Annotated in this window: 16 protein-coding genes; 9 read left to right on the forward strand and 7 right to left on the reverse strand. The window is 72.2% G+C overall.

What is annotated here, in order from left to right; genetic code table 11:
• Nucleotides 1-177: 177 nt before the first annotated feature.
• Together WJM96_RS18925 and WJM96_RS18930 are read right to left on the reverse strand one after the other, a co-directional pair.
• Nucleotides 178-1,092 carry a Hint domain-containing protein gene (locus WJM96_RS18925; protein WP_424814102.1) on the reverse strand — a complete coding sequence of 305 codons (915 nt, stop codon included), beginning with the start codon at nucleotides 1,090-1,092 and terminating at the stop codon, nucleotides 178-180.
• A 217-nt stretch (nucleotides 1,093-1,309) separates the two neighbouring features.
• The gene (locus tag WJM96_RS18930; protein WP_424814103.1) at nucleotides 1,310-1,978 is read right to left on the reverse strand and encodes a Fe2+-dependent dioxygenase; all 669 of its coding nucleotides are present in this window, start codon (nucleotides 1,976-1,978) and stop codon (nucleotides 1,310-1,312) included.
• Nucleotides 1,979-2,022: 44 nt separating this feature from the next.
• Between WJM96_RS18930 and WJM96_RS18935 the strand changes: the two genes are divergently transcribed.
• Nucleotides 2,023-2,826 (forward strand): hypothetical protein, encoded by an 804-nt coding sequence (locus WJM96_RS18935; protein ID WP_424814104.1) that lies wholly within the window; start codon nucleotides 2,023-2,025, stop codon nucleotides 2,824-2,826.
• Here the strand turns inward: WJM96_RS18935 and WJM96_RS18940 are convergent.
• Entirely contained in the window at nucleotides 2,801-3,163 is a 363-nt protein-coding gene (locus tag WJM96_RS18940) for a hypothetical protein (protein WP_424814105.1), read from the reverse strand. The two genes, WJM96_RS18935 and WJM96_RS18940, sit on opposite strands and share 26 nt — an antisense overlap.
• A 27-nt stretch (nucleotides 3,164-3,190) precedes the next feature.
• Here WJM96_RS18940 and WJM96_RS18945 point away from each other — a divergent pair, with 27 nt between their 5' ends.
• The gene (locus WJM96_RS18945; protein ID WP_424814106.1) at nucleotides 3,191-3,751 is read left to right on the forward strand and encodes a methylated-DNA--[protein]-cysteine S-methyltransferase; all 561 of its coding nucleotides are present in this window, start codon (nucleotides 3,191-3,193) and stop codon (nucleotides 3,749-3,751) included.
• A gap of 1 nt (nucleotide 3,752) precedes the next feature.
• Here WJM96_RS18945 and WJM96_RS18950 read toward each other — a convergent pair whose 3' ends face one another.
• From WJM96_RS18950 to WJM96_RS18965, 4 genes are all read right to left on the reverse strand, one after another.
• Entirely contained in the window at nucleotides 3,753-4,445 is a 693-nt protein-coding gene (locus tag WJM96_RS18950) for a Crp/Fnr family transcriptional regulator (RefSeq protein ID WP_424814107.1), read from the reverse strand.
• Between the two features lie 80 nt (nucleotides 4,446-4,525).
• Nucleotides 4,526-4,642, reverse strand: a complete 117-nt coding sequence (gene cydX, locus WJM96_RS18955) for a cytochrome bd-I oxidase subunit CydX (protein WP_424814108.1) — start codon at nucleotides 4,640-4,642, stop codon at nucleotides 4,526-4,528.
• 12 nt (nucleotides 4,643-4,654) lie between these two features.
• Nucleotides 4,655-5,803 (reverse strand): cytochrome d ubiquinol oxidase subunit II, encoded by a 1,149-nt coding sequence (cydB, locus tag WJM96_RS18960; protein ID WP_424814109.1) that lies wholly within the window; start codon nucleotides 5,801-5,803, stop codon nucleotides 4,655-4,657.
• A 10-nt stretch (nucleotides 5,804-5,813) separates the two neighbouring features.
• Nucleotides 5,814-7,379: a cytochrome ubiquinol oxidase subunit I gene (locus tag WJM96_RS18965; protein ID WP_424814319.1), complete on the reverse strand. Its 1,566-nt coding sequence runs from the start codon at nucleotides 7,377-7,379 to the stop codon at nucleotides 5,814-5,816.
• 139 nt (nucleotides 7,380-7,518) lie between these two features.
• Here WJM96_RS18965 and cydD point away from each other — a divergent pair, with 139 nt between their 5' ends.
• The 7 genes from cydD to WJM96_RS19000 all read left to right on the forward strand — a co-directional run bounded on the left by cydD (nucleotide 7,519) and on the right by WJM96_RS19000 (nucleotide 22,119).
• Entirely contained in the window at nucleotides 7,519-9,189 is a 1,671-nt protein-coding gene (gene cydD / locus WJM96_RS18970; protein WP_424814110.1) for a thiol reductant ABC exporter subunit CydD, read from the forward strand.
• A complete protein-coding gene (locus WJM96_RS18975; RefSeq protein ID WP_424814111.1) occupies nucleotides 9,186-10,808 on the forward strand; it encodes an ATP-binding cassette domain-containing protein in 1,623 nt (540 codons plus the stop codon). The genes cydD and WJM96_RS18975 overlap by 4 nt, the downstream gene beginning before the upstream one ends.
• A 114-nt stretch (nucleotides 10,809-10,922) precedes the next feature.
• Nucleotides 10,923-12,662, forward strand: a complete 1,740-nt coding sequence (locus WJM96_RS18980) for a ShlB/FhaC/HecB family hemolysin secretion/activation protein (protein WP_424814112.1) — start codon at nucleotides 10,923-10,925, stop codon at nucleotides 12,660-12,662.
• A 14-nt stretch (nucleotides 12,663-12,676) separates the two neighbouring features.
• Nucleotides 12,677-17,284, forward strand: coding sequence for a beta strand repeat-containing protein (locus tag WJM96_RS18985; RefSeq protein WP_424814113.1), 4,608 nt, complete (start codon nucleotides 12,677-12,679; stop codon nucleotides 17,282-17,284).
• 2 nt (nucleotides 17,285-17,286) lie between these two features.
• Nucleotides 17,287-20,181: a CHAT domain-containing protein gene (locus tag WJM96_RS18990; RefSeq protein ID WP_424814114.1), complete on the forward strand. Its 2,895-nt coding sequence runs from the start codon at nucleotides 17,287-17,289 to the stop codon at nucleotides 20,179-20,181.
• Between the two features lie 8 nt (nucleotides 20,182-20,189).
• The gene (locus WJM96_RS18995; RefSeq protein ID WP_424814115.1) at nucleotides 20,190-20,945 is read left to right on the forward strand and encodes a hypothetical protein; all 756 of its coding nucleotides are present in this window, start codon (nucleotides 20,190-20,192) and stop codon (nucleotides 20,943-20,945) included.
• 169 nt (nucleotides 20,946-21,114) lie between these two features.
• On the forward strand, nucleotides 21,115-22,119 hold the full coding sequence (locus tag WJM96_RS19000) for an alpha/beta hydrolase family esterase (RefSeq protein WP_424814116.1): 1,005 nt from the start codon (nucleotides 21,115-21,117) through the stop codon (nucleotides 22,117-22,119).
• Nucleotides 22,120-22,123: the final 4 nt, after the last annotated feature.

Here is a 22,123-nt window from a genome sequence, read left to right on the forward strand (position 1 = left end):
GTCCCAGCAGCGGACGCCGAGCCGGAAAGGCTCCGGCGGGTAGTCGCTCCCCAACGCCTCCTGTCGCGGGGGACGATCCACAAGGCTGGCTTACTTCGCGGTTGCCGGGGACCAACGCCCGCCCATCTCCGGGGGCCAGGTGACGCCCCGAACCCTTGCCGCGACCGCTATTCCGCTTCAGGCGGCCTCGACGGCGGCGAGACCCACGGCTTTCCCGAGCTTCTCCCGCGTCATGCGCGGCAGCTGCCTGACGCTTTTCACGCGCGGATAATCCAGCCCGGCCATCTCGTGCCGATCCTCGCCATGGAGCGCGACATATTCGTCGTGGTTGTCGAAGCGCCGGCGCGTGACGGTGTCCAGGAAGGTTTCGGTGGGCGCGCCCTCCGCCAGGATGATCTCGTGCTCGGCCGTCTCGATATGATGGACGGTGAAGCGCTCACCCAGTTCATCCCCTCCCATCCGGCGGATCGTCGTGCCGTTCACCAGCGCGCCCGCATGGATCAGCACGCCGTCCAGCAGCAGGGCGTGATCCGATGTCACGCGCAGCTCGCGCCGGGGCAGGTTGCCCCCCAGCGCGCCGGGCGCGATGGACACCGGACCACGATTTGCCGGCGGCCCGAAGGCCGTCACCACGGTCTGGCGTCCCATCCAGCGCACCGGGACCGACCGCCCGTCGGCGGTCAAGACCGAGTCCCCGATGGCAAGATCCTCGACCGCCCGTTCTCCGTCCGGGGTGACGATCCTAGTGCCTTCCAGAAAGCAGGTGAGAAAAGCGCCGCCCATAACCTGGGACGGGTTAAAAGGTGGCGGCCCCTGCATATTAGGATAATTACCGAACAAGTATATATTTCCACTTGGGTTATACGGGCTTCCAAGAATAACGTAGGTCCTGCCAGCTAAACTGACGGTTCCTCCGAAAGGAAGATTGGGCGGGGAGACCGCGCCGTAGATCATGTCGTTCAGCTCGAACGTCCCGTCCCCCTCAATATCGTTCAAGGTTCCGACTTGGCTACTCCCAGTCCCAACTTGCCACTGCTGCTGCGCCGAGTTCCAAGACAGCCCGAAGGACTGATTATAGGAATAGGTTGCCATTCGCGGAGCCCTCGCCTGAAATACAAAGGCTAGGCATGCGCCCCCGGTTCAACAAAGGGATTTCTTGTCTCTTCCCTGTATTATTCGAACGACACAACTCCAAGTTGAAGATGTGCGCGTTTGTTGCCCCGCATCGATCTCGTTGCAATGCAACCAAATGCCATGATTCCAAAGGAACATCTTGTCTTGCCGCCAGGCGCCAGGAAGCTTGTGCCTCCTACACCTCTGCCCAGCGCCGCAGCAGATTGGCGTGGCTTTTCGCCAGCAGGTCGAAGGTTGCGCTCTTGCCCTCGCGCTCGAAGACCTGCCGCCGCGCGGTGTCCAGGTCAAAGAGGATCTCGCGCTGCGCCGCATCGCGCACCAGGCTCTGCACCCAGGTCACCGCCACGCGCCGCTCGCCGCTGGTCACGGGGGCCACGCGGTGGAGGCTCGTCGCCGGATAGGCGATGGCATCGCCCGCGCCGAGCCTGAAGGCCTGCTCGCCGGCGGGATCCTCGATCACCAGCTCACCGCCCCCATAGGTCGCGGGGTCCGCCAGGAAGACCGTCACGGCCACGTCGCTGCGCAGCGGGTCCGTACCCATCAGGGCATCGTCGACGTGCGTGCCGTAGCTCTCGCCGCCGGCGTAGCGGGCGAAGAGCGGCGGTGCGATGCGGCGCGGCTGCACGCCCGCGCGGAAGACCGGGTGCTCGCGCAGGGCAGCGCTCACCAGCACCGCCGCCTCGCGCGCGCCGGGGTGCCGCGGCACGGCCTGGCGGTTCGCCTTCACGAGGCGCGCATGCCAGCCCGCCGTGGCCGCGCCGTCCTCGAAGGCGGCGTCCTCCAGCAGCGCGTCCAGGCGCGCGCGCAGCGCTGCGTCCAGGACTTGGGAGAGGCAAAGGATCATCGCCGCATGCTAGGCTGGCCGGGGATGGGCGTGGAGTATCGGCGATGATCGGCCGTCGGGTTTCGACGAAGATGTGGCTCGGGCTGGGGGTCTTCACCATGGCGGGCGCCCCGGCCTTCGCGCAGCCCGCGCCGCAAACGATCCCCTCCGTGCCGGTGACCCAGGGCGGCGAGGGCGGCGAGGCCGGCGGCGAAGGCGGTATCGACCCCGCGCGGGCCGAGCACGACCCGGTCGAGTTCCTCATCGCGATGGATGTGATGGCCGCGCACTACGTTGCCGGCCGCGACATCTACCGCCTCGGCGAGGCCCAGGCCGCCGGCGAGATGTTCGCCCATCCCATTTCCGAGGTTTACGCAGAGCTGGAGGAGGTGCTGGCCCGCCTCGGCGTCGCCGAGTTCCGTGAGGCGATGGAGCGCGCCTCCGCGCTGGCGCTCGACCGGGCACCGCTGGCCGAAGTCGAGCAGGCGGCGGCCGCCGTGCTCGCCGCGCTGCTGGCAGCCGAGGCCCATGCGCCGGGCGGCGGCGCCACCCCCAAGGCCCAGGCCGCGGTCGTCGCCGACATGGCCGGCCGGGCCGCGCAGCAATACGCTGCGGCGCTGGACGCACCCGGGCAATTGGAGCCCTATCTCGACGGCTACGGCCTCTATCGCGCCGCCGCCGACCGCGCCGCGCGGGCCGGAGCCCAATGGCGCGCCGCCCAATCCGCCGAGGTGAGCGCGGCGCTGGATGCGCTGCTGGCGGCCCTCGCCGCCGCCTATCCCGGCCCGGCCCGGCCCGTCTCGATGGCCGGGGCCGGGCCCGTGCTCGCCGCGGCGAAGCGGCTCAGCCAGGCCGTGGACCGACCGTAGTGATGTACATGCAGATGAAGCTGGTCGACTGCTCGATCTGCTGCTGGGTCAGCTGCGTGGGCGTCACGGCCATGGCGACCTGCGCGGTCTCTCCCGGCCGGAACTCCATCCGCGTCAGGTAAGTCCGGCGGTCGAAGTCGACCAGCAGCATGTACTTGCGGTTGCTGGTCGCATTGCGGATCTGGATGCTGTTCTGGAACTGGCCATCCGGCCGCGCCGTGCTCGACCAGCTGTCCACCGCCAGGATGGCCTGGCAGGAGCCCGTGCGGACGAAATCCGCGGAGGCCTGGCCGATCGGGAGGAGCGCCAGCAGCGGCGCCAGAAGGACAAATCGCATGAGGTTTTCCGTCGCACTCCGTTCGCCATGCAGCTTACGCGGCGGGCCGGCGATGGCCATTCGGTGACGCCGATGGCCGCGATCGCCGCGCCCGGCCTCTGGTGGCTTCACGTGGAATCCCCGCTCGGCCGGCTGCGCCTCGCGGCCGGCGAGGCGGGTCTGGCAGCGGTTCTCTGGCCCGGGGAGGACGGCCGCCGTGTGCCCGTCACGCTCCTCGGCGAGGCGCCGGAGCATCCCGTCCTGCGCGAGGCCGCGCGCCAGCTCGGAGAGTATTTCGCCGGCACGCGCCACCGCTTCGGCCTGCCGCTCGCCGCCACCGGCACGCTCTTCCAGCGCGCGGTCTGGGAGGCGCTGCCCACGATCCCGGCCGGGGAGACGATGAGCTATGGCCAGATGGCCGCGCGGCTGGGCCGTCCCGCCGCCGCCCGTGCGGTGGGGGCGGCGAATGGGCGCAACCCTCTGTCCATCATCTGGCCTTGCCACCGCCTCGTGGGCGCTGACGCCTCGCTGACCGGCTTCGCGGGCGGGCTGGAAGCCAAGGCCTGGCTGCTGGCCCATGAGCGCAAGGGTTCTGCCCCGGGCGGCTGATTCAGGCGGCCCGGTCGGTCTCCGCCAGGGCGGCCAGCGCGCGGCGGTCGCGGATGGCAACCAGCCGGGCGCTCGGCAGGTCGATCACGCCCTGGCGCCGGAGGACGGTCATCTGCCGGCTCACGGTCTCGATGGTCAGGCCCAGCACGTCAGCCATCTCGGCGCGCGTCATGGGGAGGGCGAAGCTGCCGTCGGGCCCCGCCTCGACATGGCGGGAGATCTCCAGCAGGAAGCCCGCCACCCGCTCGCCCGCCGTCATGCGGCCGAGCATGAGCATGCGCGAGCGCGCCTCGTCCAGCGCGGTCAGGGTCCGCTCCAGCAGCTTGCGTTCCAGCCGGCCGCCGCCCTCCAGCAGGGCCTCGAAGCCGCGGCGGGGGAATGCGCAGAGCGTGGCGCCGGTCAGGGCCGTCACGCTGTGGCCGGCCTGGTCCGCGAAGGGGCGGCCCACGAAATCGCCGGGGTAGAGCAGGCCCAGGATCTGCTCCCGCCCATCCGCCATGGTGGCGCTGAGCTTCAGGACCCCCGATCGCAGGTTGGCGCAGATCGGCGCGTCGTCGCCCGCCCAGATCAGCGTCTCGCCACGTTCCAGCACGCGCTCGCGGCCGAGGCGCGCCAGCGCGGACAGCTCCGCCGCTTCCAGGCCGCCGCAGAGGGATTCGTCACGCACTTCGCAGGCACTACAGGACTGGCTCATGCCGGGCTCTCTGTCGGAGAGCCCGGATCATACCCTCGCCTGAAATTCCTGAAAGCTTGCCGCGCCGCGCGGCTGGATTGTCAGCCTTGCGGGCCGTCCGGATCGTCCGCGGGCAGATGGAACTCGTGCCAGATCCCGTTCAGGATTCCGAAGCCGACGGCGAGGCCGAGGCCCAGCACCCAAGTGAAGTACCACATGGCCGGCTCTCCTCAGTAGAAGTGCGAGTTGGCGGCGACATCCTTGCTCGTCACCCGGCCCCACAGCACCTTGTAGACCCAGGCCGTGTAGAGCAGGACAAGCGGCAGGAAGATCACCGTCGCGATGAGCATGTTGAACAGCGTCCGATGCGAGGAGGACGAGTTCCACACCGTCAGGCTCGACGTCGCGTCGATCGAGCTCGGCAGGATGAAGGGGAACATGGCCAGGCCGACCGTCGCGATGATCCCGGCGCCGGAGAGCGAGGAGCCGGCCAGCGCCGCGATCGCATTGCGCGTGCGGATGCCCGCCAGCGCCAGCGCCGCGCCGATGAAGCCGAGGCCCGGCGCCAACATGGCGAGCGGCCAGGCGCGGAAATTGCCGAGCCACGCGCCGGCCTCCTGAACGGTGCGGGTACGCAGCGGGTTGGACGGGCCCACCGGATGCGCGCCGGAGACGATGCGGTATCCGATGTCGCCCCAGGCCACATAGGCCCAGCCTGCCGCGAAGAGCAGGATGGACAGCACCGCCGCGACGGTGCCGAAGCGCCGCGCGCGCTCCAGCACCGGCCCCTCCTCCACCTTCACCGCCAGGAAGGAGGCGCCGTGCAGCACGATCATCGAGACGGAGAGCAGGCCGCAGAGCAGCGCGAAAGGCGTGAAGAGGTTCCAGAGATGGCCCTCGTAGAAGGAGCGCAGATTGCCATCCAGGCGGAACGGAATGCCCAGAAGCACGTTGCCGACCGCGACGCCGAAGACCAGGCTCGGCACGAAGCCGCCGATGAACAGCGCCCAGTCCCAGCGCGTGCGCCAGGCCGGGTCCGGCTTCTTGGAGCGGTACTTGAAGCCCACGGGCCGCAGGATCAGCGCCGCCAGCACCAGGAACATCGCGAGATAGAAGCCCGAGAAGCTGACGGCATAGACGAAGGGCCAGGCGGCGAAGATCGCGCCGCCACCCAGGATGAACCACACCTGGTTGCCCTCCCAGGTCGGGCCGATGGAGTTGATGACCATGCGGCGCTCGACATCGGTCCTGGCCACGAAGGGCAGCATGGTGGCCACGCCCAGGTCCCAGCCGTCGGTCAGGGCGAAGCCGATCAGCAGCACGCCCAGCAGCAGCCACCAGACGAGGCGCAGGATGTCGTAGTCGATCAGGGTTTCCATCGCCGCCTCCTCAGGCCGTCACCGGCGTGGCGGGCAGGTCGCCCGGTCCGGGTTGCGGTTCGTGCGAGGCATAGGGCCCCTTCTTCACCGTCCGCACGATGAGGCCGACCTCGATCACGGCGAGGATGCCGTAGATCAGGGTGAAGCCGGTGATCGTGATCCAGAGGTCGGTGCGCGTCAGGCTCGAGACGCCGAGGAAGGTCGGCAGCACGCCCTCGATCGACCAGGGCTGGCGCCCCGTCTCGGCCAGCACCCAGCCGAGCTGCGCCGCGATCCAGGGCAGCGGCATGGCCCAGAGCGCGCAGCGCAGGAACCAGCGGTCCTCGAAGCGGCGCAGGCTGCAGAGCACGAACGCCGTGGCGAAGAGCGCGATCATCAGGAAGCCGATGCCCGCCATGATGCGGAAGGCCCAGAACATCACCGGCACGTCGGGGACCGTGTCCCAGGCCGCGCGCTGGATCTGCTCCGGCGTCGCCTGGCGCGGATCGGCCACGTAGCGCGTCAGCAACAGGCCGTAGCCCAGGTCGCGCCCATGCTGGGCGAAGACCGCGCGGGCGGCCTGGTCGTTGGGATCCGCCTTCAGGGCCTCGACGGCGCCGAAGGCGAGGCGGCCGGATTCGATGCGCTCCTGCGCCAGCAACACCAGTTCCGACATGCCCGTGACCTCTCGGTCGAAGCTGCGGGTGGCGATGATGCCGAGCACCCAGGGCACGCTCACCGCAAAATCCGTGCGGCGCTCGCCCACATTGGGCATGCCGAAGAGCGTCAGGCCCGCGGGCGCGGGCTCGGTGTGCCACATGGCCTCGATGGCCGCGAGCTTCATGCGCTGGTTGTCGGTGAGCGCGTAGCCCGACTCGTCTCCCAGCACGACGACGGAAAGCGAGGAGGCGAGGCCGAAGGCGGCCGCCACCGTCATGGAACGCCGCGCGAAGGCCACGTGCCGCTTCCGCAGCAGGTAGAAGGCCGAGATACCCAGCACGAAGGCCGCGCCGATGACGTAGCCGGCCGAGACGGTATGGACGAACTTCGCCTGCGCGATGGGGTTGAACATCACGTCGAAGAAGCTCGTCACCTCCATCCGCATCGTCTCGGGATTGAAGGCGGAGCCGACCGGGTTCTGCATCCAGCCATTCGCGATGAGGATCCAGAGGGCGGAGAGGTTGGTGCCGAGCGCGACCATGAAGGTCACGAAAAGATGGCCAAGCTTGGAGAGCCGCTCCCACCCGAAGAACATCAGCCCGACGAAGGTCGCCTCCAGGAAGAAGGCCATGAGGCCCTCGATGGCGAGCGGCGCGCCGAAGATGTCGCCCACATAATGCGAGAAGTAGGACCAGTTCGTGCCGAACTGGAACTCCATGGTCAGGCCGGTGGCGACGCCGAGCACGAAGTTGATGCCGAAGAGCAGGCCCCAGAACTGCGTGATCGTCTTCCAGATCGCGCGGCCGGTCATCACATAGACGCTCTCCATGATGAACAGCATGAAGGAGAGGCCGAGCGTCAGAGGTACGAAGAGGAAGTGGTACATGGCGGTCAGCGCGAATTGCAGCCGCGAAAGGTCGACGACGCCTGGATCCATGGTCATGCTCCGCCCCTGGCCGTGGCGCGCGACAGGCGGGCCCGGCGTTCCTGGGGTGGGATGGTAGCTCCCATGTTGCTGCTTCCACCACCTTGATTTGGATCAAGACCTCGTGACGGGATCGCGCGATATTGGGCCCATGGCCCTCCCCTCGCCCGACCGCGACGGCGCTCGCCGCCGAAATGCCTGGTTACGGGAGGCCGCGAAGCCGGGTGCCGGCCCGCTCCGCCGCGCGGCGCTCTTCCTGTGCCTCGACGGCGTGGCCGCCATGGGCTTCGCCTTCGCCCTGGCCTCGGGGCTGGTGGCCCTGCCGCACGGCGTCCTCGCGCTGCTGCCATGGCTCGGGCTGGCGCTCGCCGCCATGGCGGCACGCGGGCTGCTGGCGCGGCTGGCCCTCGGCGCGGGGGCCGAGGCCGCCCGCCGCGCCAAGACCGCGCTGCGCCGCCGCATCACCATCGCAGCCCTGGCCATTCCGCCCGGGGAGCGGCCGCCCACCGGCCAGCTGGCGGCCGCGGCAGTGGAGGAGGTGGAGGCGCTGGACGGCCATGTCGCGCGCTTCCTTCCCGCGCGGCTCGCGGCCGGGCTCGTGCCCTTCCTCGTCGCCGCCGCGACCGCCGCCGCCAGCCCCATGAGCGCGGGCATCCTGGTCTTCACCCTGCTGCCCTTCGTCCTGGCGCTGGCCCTGGCGGGCGGCGCGGCGGCAGATGCGGCGCGTCGGCAGTTCCTCGCGCTGTCGCGCCTTTCCGGCCTCTTCGCCGACCGGCTCGGCGCCCTGCCCGTCATCCTCGCCTTCCAGGCCGAAGGGCGGGAGACGGCACGCCTCGCCCAGGCAGCGGACGACCTGCGGCGGCGCAACATGAGCGTGCTGCGGATCGCCTTCGTCTCCTCCGGCGCGCTGGAGTTCTTCTCCGCGCTCTCCGTGGCGCTGGTCGCGGTCTATTGCGGCTTCAACCTGCTGGGCCTGCTGCCCTTCCCGGCCCCCGAGAAGCTCGACCTGCACCGCGCCTTCTTCGTGCTGGCGCTGGCGCCCGAATTCTACGCGCCCATGCGCCGCCTCGCCGCCGCCTATCACGACAGGCAGGCGGCCGAGGCGGCGGCGGATCGCCTCATGCCGCTGGAAGCGCGGCCGCGCCTGCCCACCCCCGCCGCGCCTGCCCTCACGGCCCCGCCCGCGATCCGCTTCGAGCGCGTGACGGTGCGCTTCGCCGGCCAGGACCGGCCGGCGCTGGAAGAGCTGACGCTGGAGATCGCGCCCGGCGAGACGGTGGCGCTGCTCGGCCCCAGCGGCTCGGGCAAGAGCACCGCGCTGAACCTGCTGCTCGGCCTGGCGCCGCTGACCTCTGGCGAGGTCCATGTCGGTGGGCTGGTGCTGTCCGAGGCCGGGTCCTTCGCGCCCTCCATTGCCTGGATGGGCCAGCGGCCGCTCATCATCCCCGGCACCATCGCCGAGAACCTGGCGCTCGCCCGCCGCGACGCCACGCCGGCCGAGATCGCCCGTGCCGCCGCCGAGGTGGGGCTGGAGCCGCTCATCTCCGGCCGGCAGGGCGGGCTCGGGGCCCGGCTGGACGAGCGCGGCGGCGGGCTCTCGGGCGGCGAGCGGCACCGGATCGGCCTGGCCCGCGCGCTGCTGAAGCCCGCGCCCATCCTGCTGCTGGACGAGCCGACGGCGCATCTCGACGCCGCCGGGGAACATGCGCTCATCGCCGCGATCCGGCGCGCCGCCCAAGGCCGCACCACATTGATCGCGACGCATTCGGAAGCGGTGGCGGCGGCGGCCGATCGCGTCATGCACCTGGGCGTGCCGGCATGAGCGGGCCGCTGGAGACCCTCCTGGCCGTCGAGCGCCGGCGGGAGCGCCGCCGCTTCCTCGCCGCGGGCCTCTGCGCCGCCGTGGTGGGCTGCGGCTCCGTCCTGCTTCTCGGGCTGTCCGGCTGGTTCATCACGGCGGCCGCGCTGGCCGGGCTGGCCGGGCCCGCCGCCGCCCATGCCTTCAACTACATGCTGCCGAGCGCCGCGATCCGCCTCCTCGCGATCCTGCGGACGGGCGGGCGCTATGCCGAGCGGTTGCTGGGGCACGAGGCCGCGCTGCGCGCCATGTCGCGCATCCGGCCCGCCCTCTTCGCCCGGCTGGCCGCCGCGCCGCCGGGCGTCGCCCTCTCCCTTCCGGTCGGCGAGGCGGGGGCCAGGCTGGTGCAGGATGTCGATGCGGTGGAGGCGGGGTTGGTCCGCCGTTCCGCCGCCTGGGGCGCGGTTTCGGCCTGGGTGTCAGGCACCGCGCTGCTGGCCTTGGCCGGACCCTGGCCCGCCTTGGCGACCGCCACCATCCTGGCGCTGGCGCTGCTGCTCGCTCACCGGCTGGCCCGCGCCCTGCAGGCCCCGGGCCGCGCGGCGCAGCGTGCCGCCGGAACTCTGAAGGAGGAATTCCACGCCCTGGCCGCCGCCGCGCCCGAGCTCCGCGCCTATGGGCTGGAGGATTGGGCCGCGCAGCGGCTGGGGGCGCGCAGTGCCGCGCTGGCCGGCGCGCAGGCCCGCGCCACGGCCGCCGCCGGCTGGCTGGACCTGCTGCATGCGAGCGCCACGGGCCTCGCCGCCGCGCTGGCGATGCTGCTCGCCTCCGGCGGTCCATTGCCGCTCGCCGCGCTCGCCGCGCTGGGCGCCGCCATGACGCTGGAGGGCGCGGCGGGCTTCGCCCGCGGGCTGGAACGTCGTGGCGCCACGGAGGAGGCCGGGGCGCGTCTCGACGCGGTTCTGGCGGAGGCCGGGGGCCCTTCCCCCACGGCGGCGGCCACCGCCTTTCCGCCCGCCATCCGCCTCGCCGCGCAGCGCGCGGTGCTGGAGCCGGGAAGCCGCGTCGCGCTGCTGGGCCCTTCCGGCAGCGGCAAGACGACGCTGCTGGAAACATTGCTGCGCCTGCGCGAGGTCGCGCCCCGGCAGATCGCGCTGGGTGGCGTGGACCTGCATGAGCTGAGCCCCGCCGCCGCGCGCCGCGGCTTCTCACTGGCCCCGCAAGACGCCGCGCTGCTCGCGGGCACGGTGCGCGAGAACCTGCGCCTCGCCGCGCCCGAGGCCGATGAGGATGCGATGCGCGCCGCCCTGCACACGGCCGCGCTGGAGGAACGGCTGCGGGATCTCGACGCCTGGATCGGCGCGGACGGCGCGCGGCTTTCGGGCGGCGAGAGGCGGCGGCTGGTCCTGGCCCGCGCCCTGCTGCGGCCCGCCCCCTGGCTGCTGCTGGACGAGCCGACCGAAGGCCTCGACGCCGCGACCGAGGCGCTCGTGGTGGCGCGCCTGGCCGCGCATCTCGACAGGACAGGCCAGGGTGCCATCATCGTCAGCCACCGCGCGGCACCTCGGACGCTTTGCCGCGAGATCATCCGGATCGGCGGGCCGGCCGGCGGGCAGGAAGGACACACGCCCATCCGCGCGTGACACACGCGACAATCCTAGCGATTTGATTCTTGCGCGAAATGCGCCCTCCGAGCATCTTCCGGAATATATTAACTTCCCATAGACATCGTCCGGCGACACGGGGGAACGACGCGAATGGACGCGCAGGCACGAAGCCTTGTGCAACCGCTGGTGGTGCCCTTCGCGCTCCTGGTGACCCTGTCCGGCCCGGCGCTCGCGCAGCCCTTCGGCGCTGCCGTCATCCCGCCGGGCGGCACGCCCATCCCGCAGCTCGAGCCGCCCTCGCAGCCCAGGCTCGGCCCCGGCATGGCGCCCCCCGCGCCCGCGCGGCCCGGGGCGGCGCCCGAGGGCAGCGCCTCGGTCCGGGAGGTCGCCTTCCTTGGCACCACCGCCTTCACGCCGGCGGAGCTCATCGCCGCCACGGGATCGCTGACCGGCGCGGCGACGCCGATCGCGCGCATCGAGGAAGCGCGGGCGGCCATCGTCACCCTCTACCGCGACCGCGGCTATCCCTTCGTGACCGCCGACGCGACGCTGGGGGCCGATGGCGTGCTGCGCTTCCAGGTGGCCGAGGGCTACGTCACCGAGGTGAAGCTCGACGGCGATATCGGCCCCGCCGGCACGCAGGTGCTGCGCTTCCTGAACAGGCTGGTGAACGTCCAGCCGCTCGACATCGCCTCGCTGGAGCGGCAGCTGCTGCTGGCGCAGGACATTCCGGGCCTGACCGTGCGCTCCGTGCTGCGGCCGGCCGGCACGGCGCCGGGCGCGCTCTCGCTGGTGGCGCAGGTCTCGCGCCAGGCGGTCTCGGGCTACGTCACGGCGGATAATCGAGGCCCCCGCTTCTCCGGCCCCTTCCAGGCGCTGGGCAGCGTGCAGTTCAACTCCTTCACCTCATTGGGCGAGCGGACGGAGCTGCAGATCTTCTACGCCCGCGACACCACGCAGGTCTTCGGCCAGGCGAGCTGGCAGGGCTTCGTCGGCGGCTCCGGCCTGCAGGTGCGGCTCTATGCGGGGCATGGCCGCACCAATCCTTCCGGCCAGCTCAGGCAGCTCGGCTACGAGGGCGAGAGCACCGTGGCGGGCATCCAGTTCCTCTACCCCGCGATCCGCCGCCGATCGCAGACGCTGAACCTCGTCGGCTCCTTCGACGCGATCGAGACCGAGATCTGGGTGGACGGCAGCAACGGCCAGCAGCAGCGCCTCTCGCGCGACAGCCTGCGCGTGCTGCGCGCGGGCGGCGACTGGTCCGTCTACGACCTGCTGGCGGGCGATACGCGGCCGGCGACGAACTTCCTCTCCATCCGCCTCTCGCAGGGGCTGGACGGGTTCGGCGCCTCGGCCAGCGGGCCCGGCGCCTCGCGCCCCGGCGCCCGGACGGACTTCACCAAGATCTCGGGCGAGATCAGCCGCACCCAGGCGCTCTTCTCGCCGTGGAACGGCGCGGTGGTTTCGCTGCAAGGCACGCTGGCGGGGCAGTGGAGCAACGACGTGCTGCCGGTCTCGGAGAAGTACTATCTCGGCGGCAACCGCCTCGGCCGCGGCTTCTATGCGGGCGAGGTAACGGGCGACAACGCACTGGCCGTCTCGGCCGAGCTGCAGCTCTCGACCTCGCATGAATTCACGGCCTGGCGTTGGCCCATCCGCCTGCTGCCGACCTACTACCTGTTCTACGACCAGGGCTGGACCTACGAGAACCGCGCGAGCGACCCGAACCGCGAGCTGCGCTCCGCCGGCATCGGCGTGCGCATGCAGGTGAACGAGCGCTTCGAGGCGCAGTTCGAGGGCGTGCGCCGCTTCACCCGCCAGCCCCAGGGCCCGGCCGTTCCGGCGCAGCACGAGGACGCGTTCTTCTGGCGCGTCCTGGCCCGGTTCTGAGGCAGGAACGAGCGATGGCGAGAACCCGTCCCCTCCGCGACACGCTGCTGGCCGGCACGGCCCTGTTCTGGCCCGCCGCCGTCCTCGCGCAGCCCGCGCCCAATGCCGCGCCACAGGGCGGCACGGTGGCGGCCGGCGGCATCACCATCCAGGGCACGGCCGGCCAGACCACCATCAACCAGTCCACCCAGCGCGGCATCATCGACTGGCGCAGCTTCGACGTGGGCTCCCAGCACACGGTGCAGTTCAACCAGCCGGGCGCGAGCTCCGTCACGCTCAACCGCGTCACCACGCCCGTGCCCTCGCAGATCGCGGGCCGCATCCAGGCCAATGGGCAGGTGGCGATCGTCAACCAGTCGGGCGTCGTGTTCCATCGCGGCGCCACGGTGGATGCGGCGGGGCTCGTCGTCTCCACGGCGAATATCGCCAACGAGGCCTTCATGCGCGGCGGGCGCATGCATTTCGACCAGCCGGGCGACCCCAACGCGCGCATCGAGAACAACGGCCGCATCACGGTGCGCGAGGCCGGGCTCGCCGCGCTCGTCGCGCCGCAGGTGGCCAATCGCGGCACCATCGTCGCGCGTGCGGGCCGCGTGGTGCTGGCGGGCGCCGAGACCTCGGTCGTGGACCTGCATGGCGACGGGCTGCTCTCGCTGGAGATCGCCTCGCCGGTGCGGCAGGCGCCCACGAATGGCGAGGCGCTGGTGACCAATACCGGCACCATCGCCGCGCGCGGCGGCACCGTGGTGCTGACCGCGCAGGCGGTGGACGGCATCGTGCAGGACCTGGTGCGCGCGGGCGGGCGCATCGCGGCGAATACCGACGCTTCCGGCCGCACGGGCCGCGTCGTGATCGCGGGTACCGGCGGCACGGTGCGCATCGAGGGCGAGGTGAGCGCCCAGGGCCTCGCCGCCAACACGCGCGGTGGCACGGTCGACATCATGGGCGACCGCAACTGGGTCGCGCCCGGCGCCACGGTCAACGCCTCCGGCCGCGCGGGCGGCGGCACGGTGCGGATCGGCACCAATGGGCGCGGCAATTCCGCGACGCAGGTCACGCGGCGCAGCGGCATCGCGCAGGGCGCCACCGTGCGCGCCGATGCGACCGAGCGCGGCGACGGCGGCACCGTGCTGGTGAACTCCACCGAATACACGGCGCATGCGGGCACCATCACCGCGCGCGGCGGGCCGCAGGGCGGCAATGGCGGCTTCGTCGAGGTCTCGGGCCATAACGGGTTGCTGATCACGGGCGCCGTAAGCGTGATCGCGGGGCCGGGCCGCACCAACGGCACCTACCTCATCGATCCCGACACGCTGAACATCGTGGCCGATGGCGACCCCGCGGTGAACGTCACGCCCGCCGACGTCGCGGACGGCATCCTGGGTGCGGGCGACCCGCCGGGTGCGGCCTTCATCGCGGCGGGTACCGTCAACGCCGTGGCGGGGGATCTCGTACTCCAGGCGCGCACGCTTCTGACGGTGGATTCGGCCGTGAACAAGCCGACCGGCGGCCTCACGCTGCAGGCGGGCACGAGCCTGGTCATCAACGCCCCCATCGTGCTGAGCGGCGGCGACGTGCTGCTGCAATCGAGCATGAACTTCGGCGAGGGCATCAGGCTCGGCGCGCTCGTGCAGGTGCCGGGCACCAACCGCATCACCATAGATGGCGAGGTGACGACCACGAATACGAGCGGCCGCTTCGTCGGCGGCTTCCTGAACAGCGTGCAGCCCGTCACCACGCAGTCTCTGCTGAACGACAACCAGATCGGCACGCTGGAGAATCTCGAGACCTATGGCGGTGCCGAGTTCCGCAACATCGGCTCGCTGCGCGTCACCGGCGCGGTGGGCGGGACCAGCAATTCCTATGTCCGCATCGACGTGGTCGGCGGCGACCTCGTTATCGACGGCACGATCCGGGCGGGCGGCGGTTTCGGCGGATATGCCGGCGCGTCCACGCAGCTGCGTGCTAGCGGCAATCTGACCGTCAATGCGAGCGGCACGGTGGATTCGACGGGCATCCGCGCCCAGGCCGGCTTCAACTTCGCGACCAACGCGGCCGACCCGACCGCGCCGGGCGCCATGCAGCTTTCCGGCCTGCTCAGCAACTACAGCACGAGCGATCCTTCGACGGTGGAGCTCGCGGCCGGCACCGGCGGCATCACGCAGACGCAGGGCGCCATCCGCGCCGATCGCCTCCTGATCCAATCGGGCGGCGATGCGCTGCTGAACTCGAATCCGGGCAGCGTCAGCGACGGCAATCTCGTGAATGTCATCGGGCCCTCCACCATCGCACGCGACTTCGGCTTCACCGGGCGAAGCCTGACCTTCGCGACCGACATGGCGATGGACGGCGACATCCGTGTGGGCCGCACCGCCGATTTCACGATCCGCGAGACCGACCTGACCCAGCTGGCCGGATCGCGCCTCTTCGCGGAGACGGTGAATGCCCAAGCGCTGGTCAACGGCATCCTGCTCACCGGCGACAATCAGATCGCCAATATCGGCACGATCATCGGCGAAGGCACCGCCAATATCCGCAACGTGATCTCGCTGCGCGTGAACGGAAGCTTCGAATCCCGCAGCTCCGCCGCACGGATCGACGTGGACGGCGGCGACTTCACGCTCGCGCCCGGCGCCCTGGTGCGCGGCGACGCCTCCACCTTCATTCGCGCCACGGGGTCCATCACCACGGGCGCGGGCAGCGTCATCGAGAACGAGCCGGGCTCGCCGCCCACGATCCTGCTGAGCGCGGGCTACGACTTCGCCAGCTCGGCCACCAATCCCGCCTCCCCCGCCGGCATCTTCCTGGGCGGCCGCCTCGGCACCGCGGACATGACCACCGCGATCACGCTCAATGCCGCGCAGGGCGGCATCGTCCAGAGCGGCGGCGAGATTTCGGCCGGCACGCTCGCCGTGAATTCGCTGGGCAACGCGCTGCTGGCGGGCGCGGACGCCACGACGCCGAACAATGTCGCGCGGCTGCTGCCGAGCCGTGCCGCGGGCGACTTCGCGCTCGACAACGGCACGACGCCCCTGCAGATCGACGCCGGCAACTTCACGGCGCGCAGCTTCACCTTCCGCACGGCGGGCGCCATCGGCCTTCTCGGCGGGGCCAACATCACGGCCACCGAGCGCGTGGGCTTCCGTTCCGGCTCGCTCGAGGTCGGCGGCGGCGCCACCCCCGCCGCCATCGCGGCCCCGCTGGTCGAGATCGCTCCCGACGCCAATGTCGCCATGGCGATCAACACCCTCGCCGCGCCCGAGCCCTATGACCTGACGCCGGTCGTGCTGGGGCAGATCACCGCCTCCACGCTGCGGCTCGGCGCCGTCACGCTCAACGGGGTCACCACGACGACCGCATCGGGCATCCGCTTCCCCGTGAACTACGCCTTCCCGGGCACGCTGGACCTGCGCGCGACCGGCGACGTGACGCAGGCGGCGGGCACGACGCTCGGCGCCGGGACGCTCACGGGGATCGCGGGCGGCAGCGTCATCCTCACCGGGCCGGCGAACCAGCTGCCGGTGATCGGCGACCTGTCGGCCGGAAGCACCATCTCGCTGGTGACGCTCGGGAGCCAGGCGCTGACGGGCCATGTGAGCGCGCCGGGCGTCGCCTTGGCCACGGGCGGAGACCTCACGGAAACCGGCGCCGGGCGCATCTCGGGCGGCGCGCTGGTCCTGCAGGTGCCGGGCGATGCGCTGCTGACCGGCGCCAATGGCATCACGCAGCTCGGCGCCTCGCAGATCGGGGGCAACCTGCGTCTCGCGAACAGCTCCGCGCTGCTCAGCGTGCCGCTGGGCAACCTGGTCTTCACGGGCGGCACGCTGCAGCTCGCGCAGACCGGCGATCTGCGCGTGGACGGCACCGTCAGCGGCACCACCACGCTGCTCACCAGCACCGGCGCGGGCCAGGTAAACGGCAATTCCGCCATCGCCCGAACCGGCGACCTCACCATTAACGCCGGCAGCTTCGCGCTGAACGGGCTGCTGCAGGCGGCGGGCGCGGTGCGTATCAACGCCTCCACTCTGGCGAGCCTCGCCGGCCGGGTGCTGACCACGGGGACGCTGCAGGTGACGGCGCCCGCGATCACCTTCGGCGGGCTGGACGCGACGCTGGCCAACGTCTCGCTCTTCCTGGGCGGAACCGGCAGCACCAGCGGCACGATCGGGGCCGGCGCCCTCGCCGTCTATGGCGGCTCCACGGCCAATCTCTTCGGCACCATCGCCGGGATCACGGGCGGCGCTGCCGCGGCACAGGGAAGGCGCGGAACCGCGAGCGGCACGCCGCTGGCCGAGCCGCTGCCCAACGCCAACCAGTTCCTGTTCAACAACTGCCCGCTGGGCGTGGCCGTCTGCAACCCGGTCGTGCCGCCGGCACCGCCGCCGCCGACGCCGCCCGAGCCGCCGCCTGCCGCCGCGCCCACGCCGGAACCTGAGCCCCGCCCCGCGGGCTTCATCGCCACCGCGGAAAACCAGCCGGCGGCGGCCGCCACGCTGCAGCCCGTGCCACCCTTCGTCGGGCTGCTCCAGGCACCGCGGCCCAACCTAACCCTCCGTCCCTTCCGCGACCGCGCGGAGGCCGAGGAGATCGGGCCGCCCAACATTCGCGGCGGGGATTTCTGACCATGCGCGCCGGCTTCCTTCTGCCCCTCCTCGCACTGGCGGCCTGCCAGGCACCGCCGCCGGAAGCCTATGTCGCGCCCTCGGGCGGCGGCGCGGGGCTCGCCGTCGTGGGCCGCACCGCGGCCGGCGAGGAATGCCGCTTCGCGCGCTCGGGCACCGGCGGCGATGTCTGGTGCGGCGAGTGGTCCTCGCCCAGCGCGCGCATCCGCGCCTCAGGCGCGGCGGATCCGATGGCGGCGCTGGCCAGCTCCAACGCCGCTCTGGCGGACCGGCTGGATTGCGGCCCGGCGCGCGCCACCACCGCGCTCGGCGGGCAGCCCGCCGCGCTCGCCGAATGCCGCCGCCGCGCGGGCGGGTGGCCGGCCTTCCTCCTGGCCGTGCGATCCGGGCCCGGCACCTGGGTGGCGGAGGGCGTGCTGCCCGCCTCGGCCGCGGCCGAGCAATCCATCGGCGTGCTCGGCGGGCAGGTCACGCCGGATGCCGCGCCGCTGTCCTCGGCGGCGATCGACCAGATGGCCCAGCGGCTTTCCCGGCAGGCCTTCAGCACGGGCGATGTGGGCCAGTTCGACACGCTGATGAACCTCGGCCGCGACGCGAACCAGGCGGAGCGCTTCGTCGCCGCCGAAACCGCCTACCGCGCCGCGCTCGGCCTGCAGGAGCGCGCACTGGGCGCCGATTCCCCGGACCGTTTCCTGCCCATGGTCCTGCTCGCGCTGCAGCTCTCCAACCAGGGGCGCTTCCCGGAGGCGGACGCGCTGTTCCAGCGGGCCGCCGCGATGGCGCCCCGCGCGTCAGAGCCGCTCGCCGGGGCCATCCTCGCCCATTATCGCGGCCTCAACGAGGCCAATCGCGGCCGCCACCCGCAGGCGCTCGCGCTGCTCGACGAGGCCGGCCGCGCCTATGCCCGCCGCGTGCCGCCGGAACTGCGCGCCGGCCGCACCGGCGGCCCGCCCGCCGCCATCACGGATCCGGTCGCGGGGCGCGCGCTGCTCGGCCTCATCGAAACGCGGCGCAACACCGCCGCCGTCCTGCGGGCCACGGGCCAATACGCCGGGGCCGAGGCCGCTGCCGCCGAGGCCGAACGCCTGCTGCCCAGCGTCACCGGCACGGCATCCTCCACCGACGTCATGGTGGCGCGCGTCTCGCGCACCGGCGGCGCGGCCTTGGCGGGCACGGGCGATACGGGCGCGGCGGGCCGTGCCTTCGAACGCTCCGCCGGCCGTTTCGCGCGCGGCATCCCGCGCTCCCGCCCCCTGGCCGAGACCCTGCTGCTCCAGGCCGCCGCCTCCTCGGCCTCCGCCGCCATCCGCCCCTGCCGCGATGCGGCCGCCGTGCTGCGCCAGCTGCGCGAGGGCACGACGCCGCAGCGCATCGCGCCCTGCGTGGACGCCTTCATCGCGCTCGGCACGCCCGAGGGCCGCGCCGAGGCCTTCGAGGCCGCGCAGCTGGCCCAGGGCGGCGTCACCACCACGCAGATCGCCACCGCTGCCGCGCGCCTGACCGCCGGCGCCCGCGATCCCGCCGTGGCGGAGGCCCTGCGCCGCCGCGAGGAGGCCGATCGCTCGCTGGCCGCCCGCTACCGCGAGCGCGACGCCGCCGAGGCCGAGGGCCGGCGCGACCTCGGCGAACTCAACGCCCGCATCGCCGAAGCCGAGAACGCGGCTTCCGAGGCCGATGCCGCCGCGCAATCGGCGGCGCCCGGCTACGGGCAGCTCGTGCAGTCCGTCTCCTCCACCGCCGATGTGCTGGCCGCCCTGGCGCCGGGCGAGGCGCTGGTCGCCACCACCCTGCCGGCCGACCGGCGCGGCTGGACCTTCGTGCTGCTCGACGGGACCGTCAGCGTGGGGCGGGTGGGCGCCGACACCGCGCAGATCGCGACGCTGGTCGCCCGCCTCAGGGACAGCGTGGAATCCGGCAATTCGCGCAAGCCCTTCGCGGCCGGGGCGGGATGGCAGCTGCACCAGGCGCTCTTCGCCGGGGTGACGGAGCCCCTGGCCCAGGCACGCGCCATGGTCGCCCTCCCAGAGGGGCCGCTGCTCTCGCTGCCCTACGGCATGCTCGTCACGGCCGCGCCGCCTGCGGCGGAGGGGCATGAGAACGTCGCCTTCCTCATCGCGAAGATGCCGGTGGCGCATGTGCCCGCGGCCTCCAGCCTCGTGGCGCTGCGGCGCGCGGGCAATTCGGCGGCCGCGCGCCCCTGGTTCGGCTTCGGCGACCCGCGTCCCGTGCCCATCGCCTTCGCGCAACGTTCCTTCCCCGCGGCGCCGGATTGCGGGCGCGGGCTCGCCAGCCTCTCGCGCCTGCCGGCGGCGGCGATCGAGCTCCAGGCGGCGCAGCAGGTCATGGGCGCGACGGCGGCCGAGCGCCGCACGGGCGATGCCTTCACCGTCTCCTCCGTCCGCGCCACGCGGCTGCGGGATTTCCGCATCGTGCATTTCGCGACCCATGGCGTGCTGCCGGGCGAGCTCTCCTGCCTCACCGAGCCCGCCATCATCGCCTCGCCCGCGCAGGGGCCGACGGCGGCGCAGGCGCTGCTGACCGCGGGCACCGTGCTCGACCTCGATCTCGATGCCGATCTGGTCGTGCTCTCGGCCTGCAATTCGGGCGGCGGCGCCGCGGCGGGCGAGAGCCTCTCCACGCTGGCCCGCGCCTTCTTCTTCAGCGGCGCCCGCGGGCTGATGGTGACGCATTGGTACGTGAACGACGCAGCCGCCGCGCGCGTGGCCTTCTTCACGCTGGAGCATATCCGCAACGGCAAGCCGCCCGCCGAGGCGCTGCGCGAGGCGCAGCTCGCCCTCATGCAGGTCGGTGGCGCGGGGCACCCGGCACTCTGGGCGCCCTTCGCCATTCTGGGGCCGGGGCCGGCGCCCCGTGTGACGACCGCCCGCGCGGGGTGAGTTCCCTGATGGCTTTACTGCTGGAACACCGCCCCGCACCGCCCTGGATCTCCGCGAAGGCCGTCACCTTCCGCTCGGAGATCGCGAGCACGGGCCTCATGGTCGCGCTGCCCTGCTACGGCGGGATGCTGTCGGCGGCGACGCTGCGCGGGCTGCTGGATACGCAGCGCGCCTGCCTCGCCCTCGGCCTGCCGCTGGTGGTCGCGACGCTGACCAATGAGAGCCTCGTGACGCGCGGCCGCAACCGGCTGCTGGGGCAGTTTCTGCGCTCCGACGCCTCGCATCTGCTGTTCGTCGACAGCGATATCGGCTTCGGCGCCGATGGGGTGCTGCGGCTGCTCGGGCATGGGCTGCCCTTCATCGGCGGGCTCTACCGCAGCAAGAACGGCGCGCGGGCGGATTGGGTGGCCCAGTTTCCCGCCAGCGGGCAGGTACGGCACGACCCGCGCACCGGCGCCGTCGAGGCCGAGGCCGTGGGCACGGGCTTCCTGCTGCTGCATCGTTCCGTGCCCGAGCGCCTGGCCGAGGCGCATCCCGCGGCGCTGTACCAGGGCGAGGAAGGGCCGCTCCACGCGCTCTTCGAGGCCGGGATCGACCCCTCGGCCGCGCCCGGCCAGGGACGCTATCTCAGCGAGGACTACCTCTTCTGCGCCCGCTGGCGCGCGCTGGGCGGCAAGGTGTGGTGCGACCCGGCGGTGGTGCTGGAGCATCACGGGCAGGTGGCGGTGGCAGGCGATGCGATGGGGCTGTTCGCGCCGGGTTGAGCGGGGCGACGCCGTGCCTGGACAAGCGATGGACCTCTTTTCACCCGGATCGAGGTCAAACTAGGTCGCATATTCTGACCAAAATGCTATGTTGCACCGCAACAACACCCGTCCTCCGCGGTTGTTGTTCTGGCCCGGGCCGCCTTTCCCCGCCCGGCAGGAGCGAAGCATGCGGCCCTTGTCCGACACCCTCGCCCGATTGGCCGCCTTCCGCATCTTCCCCATCGAAGAGACCGGCAACGACCATCTGGTTGAGCTCACCGATTTCGGTTCTAACCCGGGTGCCCTGCGCGCCTGGACCCATATCCCCGAGGCGCTGCGCGCGCGCTCGCCGCTCGTCGTCGTGCTGCACGGGTGCCGGCAGACGGCCGGCGGCTACGACCTCTCGGCCGGCTGGTCGCAGCTGGCCGAGGAGCGCGGCTTCGCCCTGCTCTTTCCCGAGCAGCAGCGCGCCAACAACCCGCGCCGCTGCTTCAACTGGTTCGAGCCCGAGGATGCGACCCGCGATTCGGGCGAGGCGCTTTCCATCCGCGAGATGATCGGGCGCGTGATGCTCGACCACCGCATCGACCCGCGCCGCGTCTACATCACCGGGCTTTCGGCCGGCGGCGCCATGGCCTCGACCATGCTCGCGACCTATCCCGAGCTCTTCGCGGGCGGCGCGATCATCGCGGGGCTTCCGCATGGCGTGGCCCGCACGGTGCCAGAGGCCTTCGACCGCATGCGCGGCCATGGCATGCCCACGCCGCGCGCGCTCCAGGCGCTGGTGCGCGGGGCCTCGGCGCATGAGGGGCCCTGGCCGGTGCTGTCCATCTGGCAGGGCGATGCCGACAGGACGGTGGCGCCTTCCAACGCGCATGCCGTCCTCGCGCAATGGCGCGGCCTCCACGGCCTGCGCGCCCGCCCGACACGCATCGAGAAGGAAGAGGGCCATGCGCGCGAGGTCTGGTGCGACGCGCACGGCCGCCCGGTGATCGAGCGCTTCACCATCGAGGGCATGGGCCACGGCACGCCGCTGCTCTGCACCGAGGAGGGCGGCGAGACGGCCGGCCCCTTCATGCTGGATGCGGGGATTTCCTCCACGCGCCGCATCGCCGAATTCTGGGAGCTGGCGCCGCCCGGCGCGGTGCGGCGCGGCATCGAGGCCGCGCTGCGGAAGACGGGGTTGATCTAGCTCC

Origin of the sequence: Roseococcus sp. YIM B11640, assembly GCF_049727625.1 — a bacterium.
In the GTDB taxonomy this organism is placed as follows: Bacteria; Pseudomonadota; Alphaproteobacteria; order Acetobacterales; family Acetobacteraceae; genus Roseococcus.

What these genes read in the sequence shown, in the direction of transcription:
- WJM96_RS18965 (WP_424814319.1), bottom strand. Translation starts at nt 7,379, where the DNA reads ATGGATCCAGGCGTCGTCGACCTTTCGCGGCTGCAATTCGCGCTGACC.
- WJM96_RS18990 (WP_424814114.1), top strand. Translation starts at nt 17,287, where the DNA reads ATGCGCGCCGGCTTCCTTCTGCCCCTCCTCGCACTGGCGGCCTGCCAG.
- WJM96_RS18925 (WP_424814102.1), bottom strand. Translation starts at nt 1,092, where the DNA reads ATGGCAACCTATTCCTATAATCAGTCCTTCGGGCTGTCTTGGAACTCG.
- cydB (WP_424814109.1), bottom strand. Translation starts at nt 5,803, where the DNA reads ATGGAAACCCTGATCGACTACGACATCCTGCGCCTCGTCTGGTGGCTG.
- WJM96_RS18975 (WP_424814111.1), top strand. Translation starts at nt 9,186, where the DNA reads ATGAGCGGGCCGCTGGAGACCCTCCTGGCCGTCGAGCGCCGGCGGGAG.
- WJM96_RS18940 (WP_424814105.1), bottom strand. Translation starts at nt 3,163, where the DNA reads ATGCGATTTGTCCTTCTGGCGCCGCTGCTGGCGCTCCTCCCGATCGGC.
- cydD (WP_424814110.1), top strand. Translation starts at nt 7,519, where the DNA reads ATGGCCCTCCCCTCGCCCGACCGCGACGGCGCTCGCCGCCGAAATGCC.
- cydX (WP_424814108.1), bottom strand. Translation starts at nt 4,642, where the DNA reads ATGTGGTACTTCACTTGGGTGCTGGGCCTCGGCCTCGCCGTCGGCTTC.
- WJM96_RS18995 (WP_424814115.1), top strand. Translation starts at nt 20,190, where the DNA reads ATGGCTTTACTGCTGGAACACCGCCCCGCACCGCCCTGGATCTCCGCG.
- WJM96_RS18985 (WP_424814113.1), top strand. Translation starts at nt 12,677, where the DNA reads ATGGCGAGAACCCGTCCCCTCCGCGACACGCTGCTGGCCGGCACGGCC.
- WJM96_RS18980 (WP_424814112.1), top strand. Translation starts at nt 10,923, where the DNA reads ATGGACGCGCAGGCACGAAGCCTTGTGCAACCGCTGGTGGTGCCCTTC.
- WJM96_RS18935 (WP_424814104.1), top strand. Translation starts at nt 2,023, where the DNA reads ATGATCGGCCGTCGGGTTTCGACGAAGATGTGGCTCGGGCTGGGGGTC.
- WJM96_RS18930 (WP_424814103.1), bottom strand. Translation starts at nt 1,978, where the DNA reads ATGATCCTTTGCCTCTCCCAAGTCCTGGACGCAGCGCTGCGCGCGCGC.
- WJM96_RS18945 (WP_424814106.1), top strand. Translation starts at nt 3,191, where the DNA reads ATGCAGCTTACGCGGCGGGCCGGCGATGGCCATTCGGTGACGCCGATG.
- WJM96_RS18950 (WP_424814107.1), bottom strand. Translation starts at nt 4,445, where the DNA reads ATGAGCCAGTCCTGTAGTGCCTGCGAAGTGCGTGACGAATCCCTCTGC.
- WJM96_RS19000 (WP_424814116.1), top strand. Translation starts at nt 21,115, where the DNA reads ATGCGGCCCTTGTCCGACACCCTCGCCCGATTGGCCGCCTTCCGCATC.